Consider the following 19,728-nt stretch of genomic DNA (forward strand, 5'->3'; position numbering starts at 1 on the left):
GGAATGTCGCTGTGCGGATCCTGCCGCTGGGCCTGAGCGCCCTGCTCGTCGAGGTCGACCCGCAGGGGGACGTGCTGTCGCTGTACACGCGCCTGGTGCGCCGACGCGCCGATGGGGTGAAGGACCTCGTGCCGGCCGCGCGCACGGTGCTGGTGCGCGTCGATCCGCACGCGCTGCCGCTGTCGGCCGCGCGCGCCTGGATCGAGCAGGCCGCCGCTGCCGAGCCGGTGCCGGATGCCGCGGCCGCCGCCGCGGCGCAGGTCGTGCTGTCGATCGCCTACGACGGTCCCGACCTCGCCGAGACCGCGGCGCTCGTCGGTATGAGCGTCGAGGCGCTGGTGCGCCGCCACCAGGAGACCGCGTGGACGGTCGCGTTCACCGGCTTCGCGCCCGGATTCGGCTACCTGATCGGTGACGGCTGGTCGCTGGACGTGCCGCGGCTGGCGTCGCCGCGCACCCGCGTGCCGGCCGGCGCGGTGGGTCTGGCCGGGGCGTACTGCGGCGCGTATCCGCGCCCGACGCCCGGCGGCTGGCGGCTGGTCGGCACCACCGATGCGGTGCTGTTCGACGTGGACGCCGCCGACCCGGCGCTGCTCGTGCCCGGAATGCGGGTGCGCTTCCGCGAGGCGCCGGCCGGTCGCGGGCGGAACTCCTTCGATCCGAGCCTCGCCGGGGCGGATCGGGTGGATTCGGGTCGGTCCGGCGCCGAAGAAGAGGAGTTCCGCCCGGCGGGCGCCGCACAGTCGGAGTCCCGGCCGGCCGCGCCCGAAGACGGCGCGATCGAGGTCGCCGAGCCGGGCCTGCTGACCACGGTGCAGGACCTCGGCCGACCGGGTCGCGCCGGCGCCGGGATCGCCGTGTCGGGCGCCCTCGATCGGCGCTCGCTGCGCACCGCGAACCGGCTGGTCGGCAACGCCGAGGATGCCGCCGCGCTGGAGATCACGATGGGCGGCTTCCGCGCCAGGGCGCACCGCCCGCTGTGGTTCGCCGTCGCCGGCGCGTGGGGCCCGATCCGGCTGGACGGCCGGGAGCTCGACCCCTACCAGGCCTACGAGTGGCCCGCCGGGACCGAGCTCGAGCTGGACTGGTTCGCGCGCGGCGCGCGCGCCTACCTCGCCGTGCGCGGGGGCATCCACGCCGACGTCGTCGCCGGGTCGCAGTCGACCGACATGATGGCGGGGCTCGGCCGCGCGCCGCTGGCCGCGGGCGAGTCGATCGCCGTCGGCCTGCATCCGGCCGTTCCGATCCCCACCGCCGAGCAGGACACCTGGGGAGCGCCCGCCACCGGCGATCTGGACCTCGTGCTGGCTCCGGGTCCGCGAGCCGACTGGTTCCCGGCATCCGCCCGCGCCGCGCTGTTCGACACCGTCTGGACCGTCAGCGCACAGGCCGATCGGGTCGGCATCCGGCTCGACGGGCCCGCGCTGGAGCGGGCGCGCACGGACGAGCTGCCCAGCGAGGGGATGACCCCGGGCGCGCTGCAGGTGCCGCCGGACGGGCGCCCCGTGATCCTGATGGCGGACGGGCCGGTGACCGGGGGATATCCGGTCATCGCCGCCGTCACCGACGACTCGCTCGACGTGCTGGCGCAGGCGCGGCCCGGCACCCGCATCCGGTTCCGGCATGCGCCGCCCGCGGACTGATCGGGTGTTATACCGCAGTAATGCGGCCTCGTCAAGATTCCGGCTGGACATGGTGTGTCTGAAGACATATAGTAGGTAGTTGCGCTCTGGTCCTCCCTGCCCTCATATGGTGGTCGGCTGTGCCTGCGTGCCCCCGCCTGTCCAAAGCCCATCCCGCAAGGGTTGTGCAATGGCCGGCGACGTGAGGCGCGCAGGGTTCGGGGACTGAAGCACGCCACCTGTCGACAAGGAACCGAAGCCCGCAGGGCTCATGGAGGTTATCCCCTTGGCTGTTGCGCCCCACGCATCCACCACCACCCCGAAGAACGGCCGCGGAGCATCCCGCCTCTCGTTCGCCAAGATCACCGACACGCTGACCGTCCCGGATCTGCTCGCGCTGCAGACCGAGTCGTTCGACTGGCTCATCGGAAACGACGCGTGGAAGGCGCGCGTCGACGAGGCCAAGGCCGCCGGTCGGCACGATGTGCCCGAGAACAGCGGTCTGGAGGAGATCTTCGAAGAGATCTCGCCGATCGAAGACCTCAGCGAGACGATGCAGCTGAGCTTCACGAACCCCTACCTCGAGCCGGAGAAGTACTCCATCGAGGAGTGCAAGGAACGCGGCAAGACCTACTCCGCCCCGCTGTACGTCGAGGCCGAGTTCATGAACCACCAGACCGGTGAGATCAAGACGCAGACCGTCTTCATGGGCGACTTCCCGCTGCAGACCGGCAAGGGCACGTTCATCATCAACGGCACCGAGCGCGTCGTCGTCTCGCAGCTGGTGCGCTCGCCGGGTGTGTACTTCGACCGGGTCGCCGACAAGACCAGTGACAAGGACATCGTCTCGGCCCGGATCATCCCCAGCCGTGGCGCCTGGCTCGAGTTCGAGGTCGACAAGCGCGACCAGGTCGGCGTGCGCATCGACCGCAAGCGCAAGCAGTCGGTCACGGTGTTCCTGAAGGCCCTGGGCCTGTCCAGTGAAGACATCCTGAACGAGTTCGCCGGGTTCGACTCCATCGAGGACACCCTGAGCAAGGACGCCATCCTGACCAAGGAAGACGCCCTGCGCGACATCTACCGCAAGTTGCGTCCGGGTGAGCAGGTGGCCGCCGAGGCCGCCCGCGCGCTGCTGGACAACTTCTACTTCAACCCGAAGCGCTACGACCTGGCCAAGGTCGGCCGCTTCAAGATCAACCAGAAGCTGGGTATCGAGGCGCCGCTGTCGGACTCGGTGCTGACCGTCGCCGACATCGTCCAGACGATCAAGTACATGGTGCGCCTGCACCGCGGCGACACCACGTTCGAGGGCCGCCGCGGCGGCAAGGATGTCGAGATCCGGATGGACATCGACGACATCGACAACTTCGGCAACCGTCGCATCCGCGCCGTCGGCGAGCTCATCCAGAACCAGGTGCGCACCGGTCTGTCGCGCATGGAGCGTGTCGTGCGCGAGCGCATGACCACCCAGGACATCGAGGCGATCACGCCGCAGACCCTGATCAACGTGCGCCCTGTGGTCGCCGCGATCAAGGAGTTCTTCGGCACCAGCCAGCTGTCGCAGTTCATGGACCAGAACAACCCGCTCGCGGGCCTGACGCACAAGCGCCGGCTGTCGGCGCTGGGCCCCGGCGGTCTGTCGCGTGAGCGCGCCGGCGTCGAGGTGCGCGACGTGCACCCCAGCCACTATGGCCGGATGTGCCCGATCGAGACGCCGGAAGGCCCGAACATCGGCCTGATCGGCTCGCTGGCCTCGTTCGCGCGCATCAACGCGTTCGGCTTCATCGAGACGCCGTACCGCCGGGTCGTGAACGGCAAGGTCACCGACCAGATCGACTACCTCACCGCCAGCGAGGAGAACGACTTCATCGTCGCTCAGGCCGGTGCCCCGCTGAAGGCCGACGGCACGTTCGCCGAGGACCGCATCCTGGCCCGCCGCGGCCAGGGCGGCGAGGTCGACCTGTTCCACCAGGACGACATCGGCTACATGGACGTCTCGCCCCGCCAGATGGTCTCGGTCGCGACATCCCTCATCCCGTTCCTCGAGCATGACGATGCGAACCGCGCCCTGATGGGTGCGAACATGCAGCGTCAGGCCGTGCCGCTGCTGCGCAGCGAGTCGCCCGTGGTCGGCACCGGCATGGAGGGCTACACCGCCATCGACGCCGGCGACGTGATCACCGCCGCCAACGCGGGCGTGGTCACCGAGGTCTCGGCCGACAAGGTGACGGTGCAGCTGGATGCCGGGGGCACCCAGGAGTACTACCTGCGCAAGTTCGACCGCTCCAACCAGGGCACCTGCTACAACCAGCGCGTCGTGGTCACCGCGGGTGAGCGCGTCGAGACCGGCGAGGTCATCGCCGACGGTCCCGCGACCGAGAACGGCGAGCTGGCCCTGGGCAAGAACCTGCTCGTGGCGTTCATGACGTGGGAGGGCTACAACTACGAGGACGCGATCATCCTCAGCCAGAACCTGGTCAAGGACGACACCCTCTCCTCGATCCACATCGAGGAGTACGAGGTCGACGCCCGCGACACCAAGCTCGGCAAGGAGGAGATCACCCGCGACCTGCCCAACGTGAGCCCGGACCTGCTGAAGGACCTGGACGAGCGCGGCATCGTGCGCATCGGCGCCGAGGTGCGTCCCGGTGACATCCTGGTCGGCAAGGTCACCCCGAAGGGCGAGACCGAGCTGTCCGCCGAGGAGCGCCTGCTGCGCGCGATCTTCAACGAGAAGAGCCGCGAGGTGCGCGACACCTCGCTGAAGGTGCCGCACGGCGAGCAGGGCACGATCATCGCGGTCAAGGAGTTCAATGCGGAAGAGGGCGACGACGAGCTCGGCAGTGGCGTGAACCGTCGCGTCGTGGTCTACATCGCCCAGAAGCGCAAGATCACCGCCGGCGACAAGCTGGCCGGCCGCCACGGCAACAAGGGCGTCATCAGCCGCATCCTGCCCGTCGAGGACATGCCGTTCCTCGCCGACGGGACGCCGGTGGATGTCATCCTCAACCCGCTGGGCATCCCCGGCCGGATGAACTTCGGCCAGGTGCTGGAGACCCACCTCGGGTGGATCGCCAAGACCGGCTGGAAGGTCGAGGGCGACCCCGAGTGGGCCGCCGAACTGCCCGAAGTCGCCCGCCAGGCAAGCCCGAACACCAAGGTCGCCACCCCGGTGTTCGACGGTGCGCACGAGCAGGAGATCGCGGGGCTGCTGGACTCGACGCTGCCCACGCGCGACGGCGTGCGGCTGATCGACCACACCGGCAAGACCACGCTGTACGACGGCCGCAGCGGCGAGCCGTTCCCGGCTCCGGTCTCGGTCGGCTACATGTACATCCTGAAGCTGCACCACCTGGTCGACGACAAGATCCACGCCCGCTCGACGGGGCCGTACTCGATGATCACGCAGCAGCCGCTGGGCGGCAAGGCGCAGTTCGGCGGTCAGCGCTTCGGTGAGATGGAGGTGTGGGCCCTCGAGGCCTACGGCGCCGCCTACGCACTGCAGGAGCTGCTGACGATCAAGTCCGACGACATCCTCGGCCGCGTGAAGGTGTACGAGGCCATCGTCAAGGGCGAGAACATCCAGGAGCCCGGCACCCCCGAGTCGTTCAAGGTGCTGATGAAAGAGATGCAGTCGCTGTGCCTGAACGTCGAGGTGCTCTCTGCCGACGGCACCGCGGTCAACCTTCGCGACACCGATGACGAGGCCTTCCGCGCCGCGGAGGAGCTCGGCATCAACATCTCCAGCCGCTTCGAGTCCTCGTCCATCGACGAGATCTAAGCCCGGCCCGATACAGAATTCCGACACAGGAGAATCAGTGCTCGAATCAACCACTTTCGATCAGCTTCGTATTGGCCTGGCCACCGCCGACGACATCCGTCGTTGGTCCTACGGTGAGGTCAAGAAGCCCGAGACCATCAACTACCGCACCCTCAAGCCCGAGAAGGACGGTCTGTTCGGCGAGCAGATCTTCGGACCCTCCCGCGACTGGGAGTGCGCGTGCGGCAAGTACAAGCGCGTCCGCTTCAAGGGCATCGTCTGCGAGCGCTGCGGCGTGGAGGTCACCAAGAGCTCCGTCCGCCGCGAGCGGATGGGCCACATCGAGCTGGCCGCCCCGGTCACCCACATCTGGTACTTCAAGGGTGTTCCCTCGCGCCTGGGCTACCTGCTGGACATGGCGCCGAAGGACCTCGAGAAGGTCATCTACTTCGCCGCGTACATGGTCATCTCGGTCGACGAGGAGGCACGTCACCGTGACCTCCCGACGCACGAGAACAACCTCAAGCTCGAGATGAAGACCATCGGCGACCGCCGCGACGCACGCGTGGCCGCCCGGCTCGCACAGCTGGAGGAGGACCTCGCCGCACTGGAGGCGGAGGGTGCCAAGGCCGACCAGAAGAAGAAGACCAAGGACGCCGCCGAGAAGGAGATGTCCTCGATCCGCAAGCACGCGGACGAGCAGATCGCCAAGCTCGAGCGCGTCTGGGAGGACTTCCGCACTCTGGCCGTGGGCGCCCTCAAGCCCGAGGACGACGTCTTCCACGAGCTGCAGGACCGCTTCGGCCAGTACTTCGAGGCCTACATGGGCGCGGAGTCGATCCAGCGCCGCCTGCAGGCGTTCGACCTGGCCACCGAGTCCGAGAACCTGCACCTGCAGATCGCCGAGGGCAAGGGCCAGCGCAAGATCCGCGCGATCAAGCGCCTGAAGGTCGTCAACTCGTTCCTGTCCACCGGCATGAGCCCGGCGGCCATGGTCCTGGACGTCGTGCCGGTCATCCCGCCGGAGCTGCGCCCGATGGTGCAGCTGGACGGCGGCCGGTTCGCCACCAGCGACCTGAACGACCTGTACCGTCGCGTCATCAACCGCAACAACCGGCTGCGTCGCCTGATCGACCTCGGCGCCCCCGAGATCATCGTGAACAACGAGAAGCGGATGCTGCAGGAGGCCGTCGACGCACTGTTCGACAACGGCCGCCGCGGGCGTCCGGTCACCGGCACCGGCAACCGCGCGCTGAAGAGCCTGTCCGACATGCTCAAAGGCAAGCAGGGTCGGTTCCGCCAGAACCTGCTCGGCAAGCGCGTGGACTACTCCGGTCGTTCGGTGATCATCGTCGGCCCGACGCTGCGCCTGCACCAGTGCGGTCTGCCCAAGCAGATGGCGCTGGAGCTGTTCAAGCCGTTCGTGATCAAGCGTCTGATCGACCTCGGTCACTCGCAGAACATCAAGGCGGCCAAGCGCGCCGTCGAGCGCACCCGTCCCGAGGTGTGGGACGTGCTGGAGGAGATCATCCGCGAGCGTCCGGTGCTGCTCAACCGCGCACCCACGCTGCACCGCCTGGGCATCCAGGCCTTCGAGCCGCTGCTGGTCGAGGGCAAGGCCATCCAGCTGCACCCGCTGGTGTGCGCGGCCTTCAACGCGGACTTCGACGGCGACCAGATGGCCGTGCACCTGCCGCTGTCGGTCGAGGCGCAGGCCGAGGCCCGCATCCTGATGCTCGCCTCCAACAACATCCTGAAGCCGTCGGACGGCCGTCCGGTGACCCTGCCCAGCCAGGACATGATCATCGGTCTGCACCACCTGACCACGCTCAAGGAGGGTGCAGCCGGCGAGGGTCGCGTGTTCGGCTCGGTCGGCGAGGCCATCCTGGCCCGCGACGAGGGGACCCTCGATCTGCAGGCGAAGGTGCGCATCCGCATCCCGGGGCTGACCTTCCTCGAGGGCGAGGCTCCCGAGGGCTACGAGAGGCACGGCCTGGTGGACGCGTCCCTGGGTCAGGCGATCTTCAACGACACGCTGCCCAAGGGCTACCCGTTCGTGCGCGAGCAGGCCGACAAGGGCAAGCTCAGCCAGATCGTGAACAAGCTGGCCGAGGAATACCCGAAGGTCACCGTCGCGATCGCGCTGGACGCGATCAAGGACGCCGGCTTCTACTGGGCGACCCGTTCGGGCGTCACGGTGGCACTGAGCGACGTCTTGACGCCGCCGAACAAGGCCGAGATCGTGTCGAAGTACGAGCAGCAGGCCGCCAAGGTCACCGCCCAGTACGAGAAGGGTCTGACCACCGACGCCGAGCGTCGGCAGGAGCTCATCAAGATCTGGACCGAGGCCACCGACGAGGTGCAGAAGGCGATGCGGGACAACTTCCCGGCCGACAACACCATCAACCGGATGGTCAGCTCGGGCGCCCGAGGCAACTGGCTGCAGATCCGCAACATCGCCGGTATGCGCGGCCTCGTGAACAACCCGAAGGGCGAGATCATCCCGCGCCCGATCATCTCCTCGTACCGCGAGGGACTGAGCGTGGCCGAGTACTTCATCGCCACCCACGGTGCCCGCAAGGGTCTGGCCGACACCGCGCTGCGCACGGCGGACTCGGGCTACCTGACCCGTCGCCTCGTGGATGTCTCGCAGGACGTCATCATCCGCGAGGACGACTGCGGCACGGCCAAGGGCCTGGAGTTCACGATCGCCGCACCCGGCGCCACCGGCGAGCTGGTGCGCGACGCGAACGTCGAGAACTCGGTGTTCGCCCGGACGCTGGCCGCGGACGTCACAGACGCCAAGGGCGAGGTGCTCGCGAGCGCCGGTCAGGATGTCGGTGACATCCTGATCAACCGGCTCGTGGAAGCAGGCGTGTCCACGATCAAGGTGCGCTCCGTGCTCACCTGCGAGTCGGCGGTCGGGGTCTGCGCGCACTGCTACGGGCGCTCGCTGGCCACCGGCAAGATCGTCGACATCGGCGAGGCGGTCGGCATCATCGCCGCCCAGTCGATCGGCGAGCCCGGCACCCAGCTGACCATGCGCACCTTCCACACCGGTGGGTCCGCGTCGGCGGATGACATCACGCAGGGTCTGCCCCGCGTGCAGGAGCTGTTCGAGGCCCGCACCCCGAAGGGCGCCTCGCCGATCGCCGAGTCCGATGGACGCATCACGATCGACGAGACCGAGAAGAGCCGCAAGGTCATCCTGACCCCCGACAACGGCGACGAGCCGCACATCTACCCGGTGCTCAAGCGCGCCACGCTGCTGGTCGAGGACGGCCAGCACGTGAGCGTCGGCCAGCCGGTGCAGGTGGGCACGCTCGACCCGAAGGAGATCATGCGCGTGCAGGGCGCCCGCGAGGTGCAGAAGTACCTCGTCGGCGGCGTGCAGGGCGTATACCGCTCCCAGGGTGTGCCGATCCACGACAAGCACATCGAGGTCATCGTGCGCCAGATGCTGCGCAAGGTCACCGTGGTCGACCACGGCGACACCGCGCTGCTTCCCGGTGAGCTGGTGGACTCGCGTCGCTTCATCGACATGAACCGCGCCGCCGTGGGCGAGGGCAAGCGCCCCGCCTCGGGCCGGCCGGAGCTGATGGGTATCACCAAGGCGTCCCTGGCGACCGAGTCGTGGCTGTCGGCCGCGTCGTTCCAGGAGACGACCCGGGTGCTGACCCAGGCGGCGATGGAGGGCAAGAGCGACCCGCTGGTGGGCCTGAAGGAGAACGTGATCATCGGAAAGCTGATCCCGGCCGGTACGGGACTTGCGAAGTACCGCAACGTCACGGTCGAGGCGACCGAAGAGGCCAAGAGCGAGCGGTACCCCAACCGCATCTTCGCTTCGGACGGCACCTACAGCGACACCGACCTGAGCTACGTCGACTTCGACAGCTTCTCGACGGACGACTACACCCCCGGCACTTACAACTGAGTGCCCTGATCTGACAGCACACGATGGCCTTCGGCGCATGCCGGAGGCCATCGTGCTGTCTGAGGGACCTGCGGCAGGACGCCGGCGATGCGGCGCGCGCAGCGCTGATCGGTGACGTTCCGGTAACGGCCGCCGACCGCCGGGCAGCGGCCCGGGCGAGTCGATCGGCGGATGCCGGGCGAGGCGCCTAGCGTGGATGCCGTGGCCCGGATGTGCGGGCCCGCGGCGGGAGGTGTGACGGATGCTGGCGGGACGCAGGGGATGGATCGCGTGGCCGGTCGGCCTGATCTGCCTGGGCGTGGTCGGCGGCCTGGTGTGGCTGGCCGCGCCCGGAGTGCCCGCGGCGACGCAGTTCGTCGGCGACCTGCTGCGCTCGGGGAGCGCGCAGAGCCCCTCCGATGCAGCCGACTCGGGCTCTGCCGAGACCATCGGCACGGCGCTGACCGACGACTGCCGCTCGCTGTACCCGGACGGTCTGTGGGTGCAGCTGAGCTGGCAGCCGCACGTCGTGCTCGACCAGTCGCAGGACGGGCCGGTCACGACGGCGGTCTCGGTGCGCGATGCACTGCGCCCCGATGTGCAGATGACGTGCACCTGGCGCCAGCGCGACGGCAGCATGATCCGCACGACGCTGGCGAAAGTGGATGCCGCCACCGCCCCGATCGCACGGGCGGGCCTTGCCAGTCAGGGTTTCGACTGCACGGCGTCGGGTGACGGCATCCGGTGCGCGAAGACGACTGCCGGCACCCGCGAGGAGGATGTCATCCGCGGCAGGGTCTGGCTGTCGACCACCGAGACGGGCTGGCATCCCGAGCATTACACCGACGCGCTGATCGGCCGACTGTGGTCATGACGACACACGTCGGCACGCCTGCGTGATCCCACCCGCACCGGGCAGTAGCCTTCAACGGTGGGGACCGTCCCCGTGTGAGGAGTCCTGTGATGAGTGATCCCCAGGCACCCATGGGCGAGCCGACAGACGACGAGCAGCGGTCGGTCGACGATGTCGTCGGCCAGGCCCACGAGGGGCTCGCCGAGGCCGAGGCCGCCGGGCGGGGCGCCGTCGACGATCCCGCCCAGAATTCATCCGATGCCGACGCGTCGGCCGAGCAGCAGAGCGCTGAGCACTCCGATGACGCGCCGGCGGAGCCCGCCGCCGCGGACGCGGCACCGGCGGCAGAGCCGGCGGGCCCGACGTACGCGGCGCCCGTGGCCGAGACCTATGCCGCGCCCGCGACGGAGACCTATGCCGCGCCCGCGACGGAGGCGTACACGCCGCCCGCGGCCGAGACCGACTACGCTCCCACAGCCGGAGGGCCAGCCGCCGCGGCGGCGACTGCTGAGACGGGCTATGCGTCGGCCGCGCAGCAGCCGATCTTCGTGCAAGCCCCCGAAGAGCCGCGCCCGCGAGGCAACCGAGCCGCAGCGGCCGGGATCGGCGTCATCGCCGCGATCTGCTTCGGCATCCTGTATCTCGCCGCGGGGGTGGTGATCGGCCTCGTGAACGGTGACATCACCTCGGCCGGCATCGGCGGCTGGCTGGTCGGTGCGCTGGGCACCTGGGGGCTGTGGGTGCCCACCGTCGTCTTCTTCATCGCGTTCTGGCTGCTGGGCGCCATCGTCAACCGCGGCCGCTGGGCCGGCTGGGTGATCTTCGGACTGCTGGTGGGGCTGGCCGCCTACGGCGGGCACCTGCTCGGGCAGCTGTTCGAGGCCCCGTTCTGGCTGGTCAGCGCCGAAGAGGGCAGGCACATCGTCGATGGCCAGCTGTTCGCACCGCTGGCCATCGCCGCGTTCGTGATCGGCCGCGAGCTGACCATCTGGTTCGGTGCGTGGGCTGCCGCCCGCGGCCGGCGCATGTCTGAGCTGAACGTGGCGGCCCGCCGCGAGTACGAGCGCACTCTCGAAGCCGGGCCGCAGCTGGCCCGCTGAGCCATGGCACCGGCACCGGGCGGACCGGGCGCACCCACGCCGAATGCATCGGGGGGCTCGGTCCGGCCCGGCATCGCGCTGGTGTTCGCCACGATCCTGTTCGGCGCGCTGGTCATCGGGGGGCTCGGGGTGATCACCCTCATCACGAACGAGGACATCATCGCGGTCCCGGACTACGGTTCGCTGGCGGCGGCGGCCGGCGTGTTCCTGGCCGGAGTCGCGTTCGCCGTCTCACTGTGGTCGTCGGTGCGCCGGCCGAGCCCGTCGTATTGGGGCGCCCTGCGCACTGCTGCGGTGTGCTTTCTGGTCTACGTGGTCGTGGTCGGCATCGGCGGGCTGGTGCCCACCGGTGACTTCATCGTGGCCATCGCGGTCGCCGGGCGCCTGATCACCGCGGGCTTCGCGCCGCTGGTCGCCGGCGCCGCACTGGTGTCGGCCTGGGGCGGCATCGCGCTGGTGCGCACTCGGGCCGGGCGGCCGCGGTGGCCGTGGGAGCGCGACGATTCCCCGTGAATGCGTGCAGCATTGCGCCGCTGAACCGGCCATGACACGCCATCACGCGGTTCTCGCGCGTTACGGTGGACCACGTGGAGCGTTCGCTGGAGGGCCAGGTCGCCCAGGCGGTCGACGCCTGGCTGCGCTGGCTGCCGCGGTGGGAGCCGGCCACCCATCGCGGCCGCGTCGCGGTGTGCCGCCGGTGCCTGGGTTCGCCGGTGCTGTCGGCGGCGGGGCTCGGCACCGATGTGCCGCACGGCGTCGCGCACGGGCTGTCCACCCGCATCAAGACGATCGTCGATCACGCCGTCGCCGAATACACGTCGCGCAACCTGCCGATGCTGCAGGGCGAGCTCGACCAGCAGACCGAGCGCAATCGCGCGCGCAGCTATCGGCCCACCGAGGGTCTGGACCCGGAATTCGAGGGGATGCCGCTGGACCCCGAACCGCAGCCGGGAGCGCCCTTCCTGTTCACGCTGGGCGGGATGGCCGACGAGGCCGCAGCCGTCGTGCCGCCGCTGCCGCCGCTGTCCGACGAGGCCAAAGCCGCGTTGCGCCAGGAGGTCGGACTGGCCGATGAATACGCCAACATGATCGGCCGGGAGGTCTGCACGATCCTGCTCGGCCACCGGCTGCGCATCCAGGCCGGTGTCAGCGAGTTCGTCGAACCACAGGTGACCGCATTGCTGGACGAGCTCACCCGCTCGCTGGACTCGCCCTTCGACGCCACCGAGTGAGGACGGCGCCACCAGCCCGATTTGCTACGATTGCCGGGCCTGGCCGCCGTCTGCGCGCACCGCGGTATGGCACGATGTCGGGCGCGCAGACTGCCGGGGGGTGGCGATGGGCAAGCGCCTTCCTTCGCCGCCCCCGATCCTGCCGGGACTGTCCTTCATCCGCCCGCTCGGATCCGGCGGCTTCGCCGACGTGTTCCTCTATGCGCAGGACCTGCCGCGCCGGCAGGTGGCGGTGAAGGTGCTGCCGGCCGGCGTGCACGAGCCCGAACTGCTGCGCATGTTCAATTCCGAGGCCGACGTGCTCGCGCACCTGTCGGCGCACCCGTCGATCGTCACCGTCTACCAGGCGGGCATCTCCGCCGACGGCCGCCCCTACATCGTGATGGAGTACTGCCCGGATTCGCTCGCGCAGCGCTACCGGCACGAGCGGATGCCGCTGGACGAGGTGCTCACCATCGGCGTCAAGATGGCCAGCGCGCTGGAGACCGCGCATCGGGCGGGGCTGGTGCACCGCGACATCAAGCCCAGCAACATCCTCGTCACGGCGTTCGGGTCGCCGGTCCTGGCCGACTTCGGCATCGCTTCGTCGCTGGCATCGCGCGGCGGCGACGAGGTGCTCGCGATGAGCGTGCCCTGGAGCGCCCCCGAGGTCGTCGCCGAGCAGACCGCCGGAACCGTCGCCAGCGAGGTGTGGAGCCTGGGGGCGACGGTGTACTCGCTGCTGGCCGGGCACAGCCCGTTCGAGCGCACCGAGCCGGGGGAGAACTCCCGCGAGCGGCTACGGCGGCGCATCCTGCGTGCGGCCTTCCCGGCGATGGATCGCGCCGAAGTGCCGGTGCCGGTGCAGCGCGTGCTGGCCATCGCGATGGCGCGGGACCCGCAGTCGCGCCACCCCAACGCGCTCGCGTTCGCGCAGGGACTGCGTGACGCGCAGCGCGAGATCGGCTTCCCGCCCACCCCGCTGGAGGTCACCGCGGCGGAGTGGGCGCCCGGCGACCAGGCGGTGGACTTCGCCGACGTCGCCGTCCGCGGCCCGCAGATCAGTTCGGTGCCGTACTCCTCATCCCGGCACATCCCGGTGCACGCCGCACTGGTGGCCCGCGACGAAGACACCGACATCTCCGCGCCCACGCTGGCACCGGCCCGTCGGCTCTGGCCGTGGATGATCGCCGCCGCCGTGGCGGCGTCGGCCGCGGCGCTGGTCGCGTGGGCCGTGCTCTCGGGGAGCGCGTTCTGACATGCGGCGTCGGTCGCGCATCGTCGTGCTGGTCGCGGGGCTGGCGGCTGCGGCATCCCTCATCGCCGTCAGCGTGGCATGGCCCGGCCTGGACTCGCGCACGACGCCGCCCGAGAGCAGCTCGGTGTGGGCGCTGCAGACCGGTGCGGGGCGGCACTATGCGCGCGTGAACACCGCCATCGGCGAGCTGGACACCGTGCGCAGCGTCGCCAACCCCTCGGCGGTCGCGCAGACGGCCGGCGGCGCGTACCTGTTCTCGCAGAGCTACGGCAAGCTCACCCGAATCGACGAGGCGATGCCCGCCGACCTCGACGACCAGACGCTGCGGGAGTCCCCGTCCACACCGGCGGGCACCGTCAGTGCCGTGGTGGCGGGCGACTTCGTCGCCTACCGCACCGACTCGGGTGCCGTGTTCGCCGGCACTCTGGACGGCGGTGCGCCGGTGCAGCTGAACCCCGACGACGCCCAGCCCGATGCGCCGCAGTTCAGCGCCCAGGCGATCGCCCTCGACGATGCGGGCACGGTCTTCGCCTACTCCGCGGCGGCGGGAGCGGTGGTGCGCTACCGGATCACCGACGGGCGGGTGCTCGGCCGCGACCGCGTCCAAGGCGGCCCCACCAGCCCTCGCGTGGGGCTGACCGCAGTGCGCGACGTCTGGTTCCTGGTCGACGAGGACACCGGCAGGCTGTGGAGCTCGGCCCACGACGCCACGCGCGCCCTGCCGCTGGTCGGCACGCTCGCCTACGGTGCCGCGCTCTCGGGCGGCGACGCCGCCTGGATCGCCGACGACACCGGCCTGATCAAGCTGCCGGCGGACGGCTCGGCGCCGGGGCGCGTCACCGGCGGCACGGACGCCGACCTGGGCACGCCCGCCCGCCCGGTCGTGGACGGCGGCGTGGTCTACGCGGCGTGGCTGGGCCGGGATGCCGGCACCCTCTGGCGCTCGGACACCGGCAGCCACGACCTGCCGTTCGGCACGGCCGGCCTCGGCGACGACCGGCGCCCGGTGTTCGCCGGCACCGGCGCCGGCCTCATCCTGAACGAGACCCGCAGCGGCTGGGTGTGGAACGCGCACACCGCCGCGCTGCTGCCCTCCAGCCAGGACTGGACGCTCGAGGACCGCACGGCCCCGCAGACCGCCGCCAGCGACGAGGTCGCGCCGGTGGTCATCGACCCGAAGCCGCCGGTCGCCGAACCCGACGCGTTCGGCGTGCGCGCCGGCGGCCTTGCCGGCCTGCCGGTGCTGCTGAACGACCACGACCCCAACGCCGACGTGCTCAGCATCGACCCCGGCAGCGTCGGCGGACTGGACCCGGCGTTCGGCACGGTGTCGGTGACCGACAGCGGCCAGCGCCTGGCCGTGCACGTCGCCGCCGATGCGCAGGGCTCGGCCACGCTGCACTATCGGGTCACCGACGGCACGGCCGCCGACGGGCTGTACTCCATACCGACCACCGTCACGCTGACCGTCACGCCGCCCGGAGTCAACCATCCGCCGGTGTGGTGCGGCGTCGACAGGTGCCTGGCCACCTGGCCCGCGCCGCAGGTGGCACCCGGCGGCACGGTGACCATCCCGGTGCTCGACGGCTGGGTCGACCCCGACGGCGATCCGCTGATGCTGTTGTCGGCGGTGGACACCAGCGGCATCGGGGCGGTGGCATCCACCCCGTCCGGCGCGGTCGTCTACCAGCATCCGGATGCATCGATCACCCAGCCGCAGATCGCGCAGCTGCAGGTGACGGTCGGCGACACCGCCGGCGCCGTCACGACCCGGTCGTTGTCGGTGCGCATCACGCCCGCCCCCAAGCTGACGGCGACCTCGTTCACCGTCGTCGAGACGGTGGGAGGCGGTCTGACCGTCGATGTCGGCCCGCACGTCACCGGCACCCAGGGGCGGCTCGCGCTGTCGTCGGTGCGAGTGCTCGATGAGGCCGGGGCCGAGGCGGTGGCCGGCTCCGGCGGCACCACCTTCGACTTCAGCACGTCCACGCCGGGCGTCTACCGGGTCGCCTTCACCGTCACCGACGGCTCCAGCGACGCCTCGGCCACCGCGCGCATCACGGTGCTGCCGAAGGACGCCCCCGCACAGCTGGCCACCGCGGGGGTGGTCGCCTTCGTGCACCCGCAGCAGGATGTCACCCTCGACGTGTTCGCGGCGGTGGACAATCCCACCCGCCGGGTGCTGCTGCTCAGCGACGTCGCGCCGCATCCCACCGCCGGCGCGTCGATGTCGGTGGATGTCGTCGGCCAGAACTATCTGCGCATCTCGGGCAGCACGGCAAGCGGTGCGGCCGGCCGGCTGGGGACCATCGACTACACCGTCTCGGACGGCACCGACGACGCCGGGGCGCGGGTGCGCGGCCAGGCCACCGTGTATCTGCTGCCCCCGGCCGAAGACCTCGCGCCGATCGCGGTGGATGACACCGTCGTGGTGCGTGCCGGCGCGCAGGTCGACATCCCGGTGCTCGACAACGACGTGTCCACCTCGGGTGGGGCGATCACCCTGAACCCGGCCTCGGTGCGCTCGTCGTCGCGGGCTGCGCTGGCATTCGGATCCGGGCGGGTGCTGCGCTACCTCGCCCCGACCCAGCCCGGTGACTACCGCGTGGAGTACTCGGTGTATGCGGCGGGCGCGCCTTCGCTGGCCGACACCGCGGTGGTGCGCATCACCGTCATCTCCGACGAGTCCAACCGTCCGCCGCGCCCGCGGAACCTGACCGGGCGCGTGCTGACCGGGCAGACCACCGACATCCCGTTCCGCTCCTTCGGCGTCGACCCGGACGGCGACGACGTTGCGCTCGATCGCATCCTCACCCAGCCGGCCAGCGGCTCGGCGACGATCTCGGCGGACGGCGAGTCGATCGTCTACACCAGCGTGCCCGGCTTCCACGGCCAGGTCTCGTTCAGCTATCGGGTCGCCGACGCGTTCGGCGCCACCGGCACCGGTACGGTCCGGGTGGGGGTGCTCGATGAGCAGGCCAACCCGAGTCCCGTGACCTTCACCGACTATGTGCAGCTGCGCGTCGGCGTCGGCAACTCGGTGCGGGTGAGCCCGCTGGCCAACGACGTCGATCCCACCGGCGGCCGGCTGACCCTGACCGCAGTGCAGCCCGACACGGTCGCCACGCTGCCCGACGGCACCGCCAATCCCGAGTACACCAGGCTCAGCGGCCTGGTCGGGGCGGTGGGCGGCGGCCAGGTCGAGATCAGGGCGGGCACCGCGCCGGGCACGATGTCGTTCCTGTACGACGTGACCAGCAGCACCGGCAACACCGCGCGGGGACTCATCGTGGTCAAGGTCGTGCGCGAAGCGGTGCCGGATTATCCGGTGATCGCCGACACCGTGCTGACTGCGCAGACCCGGGAGCGCTTTCCGGACGGGGTCGACGTGGTCGCGGGCAAGGTCGCGTGGACCGGCGGCGACGTCGCCGACCTGACGCTGACGCTGTGGGGCGCACCGGCCGGGGTGAGCGTCAGCGGCACCCGACTGTCGGGCCCGCTGCCCGAACGCACCCGCATCATCCCGTTCGCGCTGACCGGCACGGGCGCCTCGGGCCAGTCCGTCACCTCCTACGGCTTCCTGCGCATTCCGGGCGAGCACGACATCACCCTGGCGCTGCGCGCCCCGGTCACGCCCCAGCAGGTCACCGAGAAGCAGTCGGTGACGTGGGACATGGCCGACATCGTCAGCATGCCCAGCGCCGCGACCCTCGAGGTGGGCGCCCCGATCAGCGCATCCGGGGCCAGGGCCCATGCCGACTGCGCCCGGGCCGAGGGCACCCGGGTGCGCTATGCGGCGGGCGAGGGGGCGCCCTGGACCGACGCGTGCGTCGTGCCGGTGCGCCTGGCGGGGCAGGCGGAGTGGACCTACCTGTCGGTGCCGATCACGATCACGGCGCTCGACCCGGTGCCGGTGCTGCAGTCCGCGTCGATCACGGTCGGCCCGGGTGCCTCGGTCGACTACGACCTGAAGACGATGACCACGTGGCAGGGGCGCGCCGATTGGGATCACCTCGTCTACACGATGACCTATCAGGGCCGCGATTTCACCGTGACGAAGAAGGGCGACCTGCTCACCGTGACGGGGACGGATGCCGCGACCGTCGGTGCCGACGACGTCGCCGTGATCGGGGTCAGCAGCCACCCCGGCGTGGCACCGGCCCGACTGATCCTGCGGGTGGGTCCCGCGCCCAGCGCGCTGCCGCGCGCCGGCACCGTCGCGCAGTCGTGCTCACAGGCATCCGGATCGTCCTGCACGATCGGTGTGATCGGCGCGTCCGGCGAGATCAACCCGCTGCCGGGCACACCGCTGCGCCTCGTCTCGGTGCAGCCGGCCGGAGCCTGCACGGGCGTCACCTTCACGGTCGCCGATGCCGCGCAGGTGCGGGCGGCCTGGGCTGCCGACGCCCCCGGCCAGACCTGCACGGCCGTCTACTCGGTGCAGGACGCGCAGGGCCGGCAGACCGCCGGCGCACGCGACGGCCAGGTGCTGCTCGATCTGCAGGGCTATCCGCACGCCCCGGCCGCACTCGTGCAGTCCGGCTACGGCGACGGGCAGATCACGCTGCGCGTCGACCCGGGCGACGCCCGGGGGGCCTACCCGGCGCTGTCCGGATTCATCGTCCGCTACCAGGGCGCCGTCGTCGCGCGGTGCGCCCCCGACGGCACCTGCCCCGCCATCGCCGCGCCCAACGGGCAGCAGCGCCGCTACGAGGCCGTCGCGGTCAACGCCGTCGGCGAGTCGCACACCGCCGCCGCGACCCTCGCGTGGGCGTACGACGCCCCGCCGCAGCCGGGCCAGGTCACCGCCGCACCGCAGGTCACCTCCGGCGAAGGCGGCATCGTGTCGGTGCGGGTCGACGGCATCGACCCCGAGCAGACGGCGGGTGTGCGCGTGACCAGCGAGGTCGGCGACACCGTGGATGTCCCGGTGCGCCGGGGTGCGACATCCGTCACCGTCGACTCCTACCGCATCGGGACGAACTCTCCGTCGTCGCTGACGGTCACGCCGTACTCGCGGTTCGCCCTGCCCCCGGGGTTCGACGGGTCGACCAGCGGGCAGGCGCGCACGATCTCGGCCAACGGCATCGGCGCGCCGCTGAACCCGGCACTGTCGGTGACTCAGGCCTCCAACGGCGACGGCACCGCGACCGTCACGGTGACCGGCCGTGCCGACCTCGGCGGCTACGGGTCGCTGCTGCGCCTGGGGCTCGCCCGTGACGGCGACCGGTGCCGGCCATCGGACGTCGGCACGGCGACCTCGATCACGCAGACCTTCACCGAGACGGCCGGGCAGACCGTGCAGTATCAGCTGTGCGCGCAGTCCTGGCTGGACGGCGAGGTGTTCGGCTCGGCGTCGGCGACGCAGACCGTGCTCGTGCAACTGGGCTCGTCGCGCCTGGCCCCGACCGGCTACACCTTCCGCGTCGGGGCGAGCCCGCTGGTCGCCGGCGACCGACTGGAGTGGCGCATCCAGCAGCAGCCGACCAGCACGACCGACGACCCGCCGGCCGGTGCGACGGTGCAGATGTCGGGCTACCCCTCACCCGTGTTCGATCGCGACCCGGGCACCGACTCGCAGACCCCGCTGGAGGTCTGGTACCAGTGGGGCCCGTTCCAGGGCACGCATGCGCCGGTCACGGCGGCGTCCGACAGTGCGCCGTACCAGGTGTGGGCGCGTGCCGTCGTGAACGTGTGCACCGGCGGCAGCCCGCTCGGTGTCGTCGCCCAATTCAGCGGCAACGGGGCGACGCGGCCACCCACCTCGCACGTGACCTACTACGACGCGAGCGGCAAGGAGCTGCCCGCCCCCGACGCCAACGTGCCCGTCGGCACCGTGCGGGTGACCGGCACGGCGCAGCTGGCGTGGGGCAAGTGGGGCCTGGACGCGGGCACGCAGTCGTTCGACTTCGACCAGTGCGACCCCAATCTGCCACCCGAATCCACCCCGACCCCGACCCCGACATCCACCCCGGCCGCGCCGGGAAACTGACATCCGCGACAGGAAGACC

At 70.9% G+C, this 19,728-nt stretch carries 9 protein-coding genes; all 9 read left to right on the top strand.

All coding sequences use genetic code 11. The annotated features are described in order from the left end of the window. Positions 1–11: 11 nt before the first annotated feature. The 9 genes from ABD705_RS14130 to ABD705_RS14170 all read left to right on the top strand — a co-directional run bounded on the left by ABD705_RS14130 (position 12) and on the right by ABD705_RS14170 (position 19,709). Positions 12–1,643, top strand: a complete 1,632-nt coding sequence (locus ABD705_RS14130; protein ID WP_344784687.1) for a 5-oxoprolinase subunit B/C family protein — start codon at positions 12–14, stop codon at positions 1,641–1,643. 250 nt (positions 1,644–1,893) lie between these two features. Further along, entirely contained in the window at positions 1,894–5,403 is a 3,510-nt protein-coding gene (rpoB, locus tag ABD705_RS14135; protein ID WP_425562088.1) for a DNA-directed RNA polymerase subunit beta, read from the top strand. 37 nt (positions 5,404–5,440) lie between these two features. Beyond that, positions 5,441–9,316 (top strand): DNA-directed RNA polymerase subunit beta', encoded by a 3,876-nt coding sequence (rpoC, locus tag ABD705_RS14140; protein ID WP_344784691.1) that lies wholly within the window; start codon positions 5,441–5,443, stop codon positions 9,314–9,316. Between the two features lie 241 nt (positions 9,317–9,557). Beyond that, positions 9,558–10,169 carry a hypothetical protein gene (locus tag ABD705_RS14145; RefSeq protein ID WP_344784693.1) on the top strand — a complete coding sequence of 204 codons (612 nt, stop codon included), beginning with the start codon at positions 9,558–9,560 and terminating at the stop codon, positions 10,167–10,169. Positions 10,170–10,258: 89 nt separating this feature from the next. Beyond that, positions 10,259–11,248 carry an ABC transporter gene (locus ABD705_RS14150; protein WP_344784695.1) on the top strand — a complete coding sequence of 330 codons (990 nt, stop codon included), beginning with the start codon at positions 10,259–10,261 and terminating at the stop codon, positions 11,246–11,248. Between the two features lie 3 nt (positions 11,249–11,251). Further along, positions 11,252–11,761, top strand: a complete 510-nt coding sequence (locus tag ABD705_RS14155; protein WP_344784697.1) for a hypothetical protein — start codon at positions 11,252–11,254, stop codon at positions 11,759–11,761. Positions 11,762–11,835: 74 nt separating this feature from the next. Next, positions 11,836–12,480 carry a spermidine/putrescine ABC transporter substrate-binding protein gene (locus ABD705_RS14160; protein ID WP_344784699.1) on the top strand — a complete coding sequence of 215 codons (645 nt, stop codon included), beginning with the start codon at positions 11,836–11,838 and terminating at the stop codon, positions 12,478–12,480. A gap of 106 nt (positions 12,481–12,586) precedes the next feature. Next, the gene (locus ABD705_RS14165; protein WP_344784701.1) at positions 12,587–13,717 is read left to right on the top strand and encodes a serine/threonine-protein kinase; all 1,131 of its coding nucleotides are present in this window, start codon (positions 12,587–12,589) and stop codon (positions 13,715–13,717) included. A 1-nt stretch (position 13,718) separates the two neighbouring features. After that, positions 13,719–19,709, top strand: a complete 5,991-nt coding sequence (locus tag ABD705_RS14170) for an Ig-like domain-containing protein (protein ID WP_344784703.1) — start codon at positions 13,719–13,721, stop codon at positions 19,707–19,709. Positions 19,710–19,728 lie beyond the last annotated feature (19 nt).

It is taken from the genome of Microbacterium kribbense (genome assembly GCF_039537285.1).
Classification (GTDB): Bacteria; Actinomycetota; Actinomycetes; order Actinomycetales; family Microbacteriaceae; genus Microbacterium; species Microbacterium kribbense.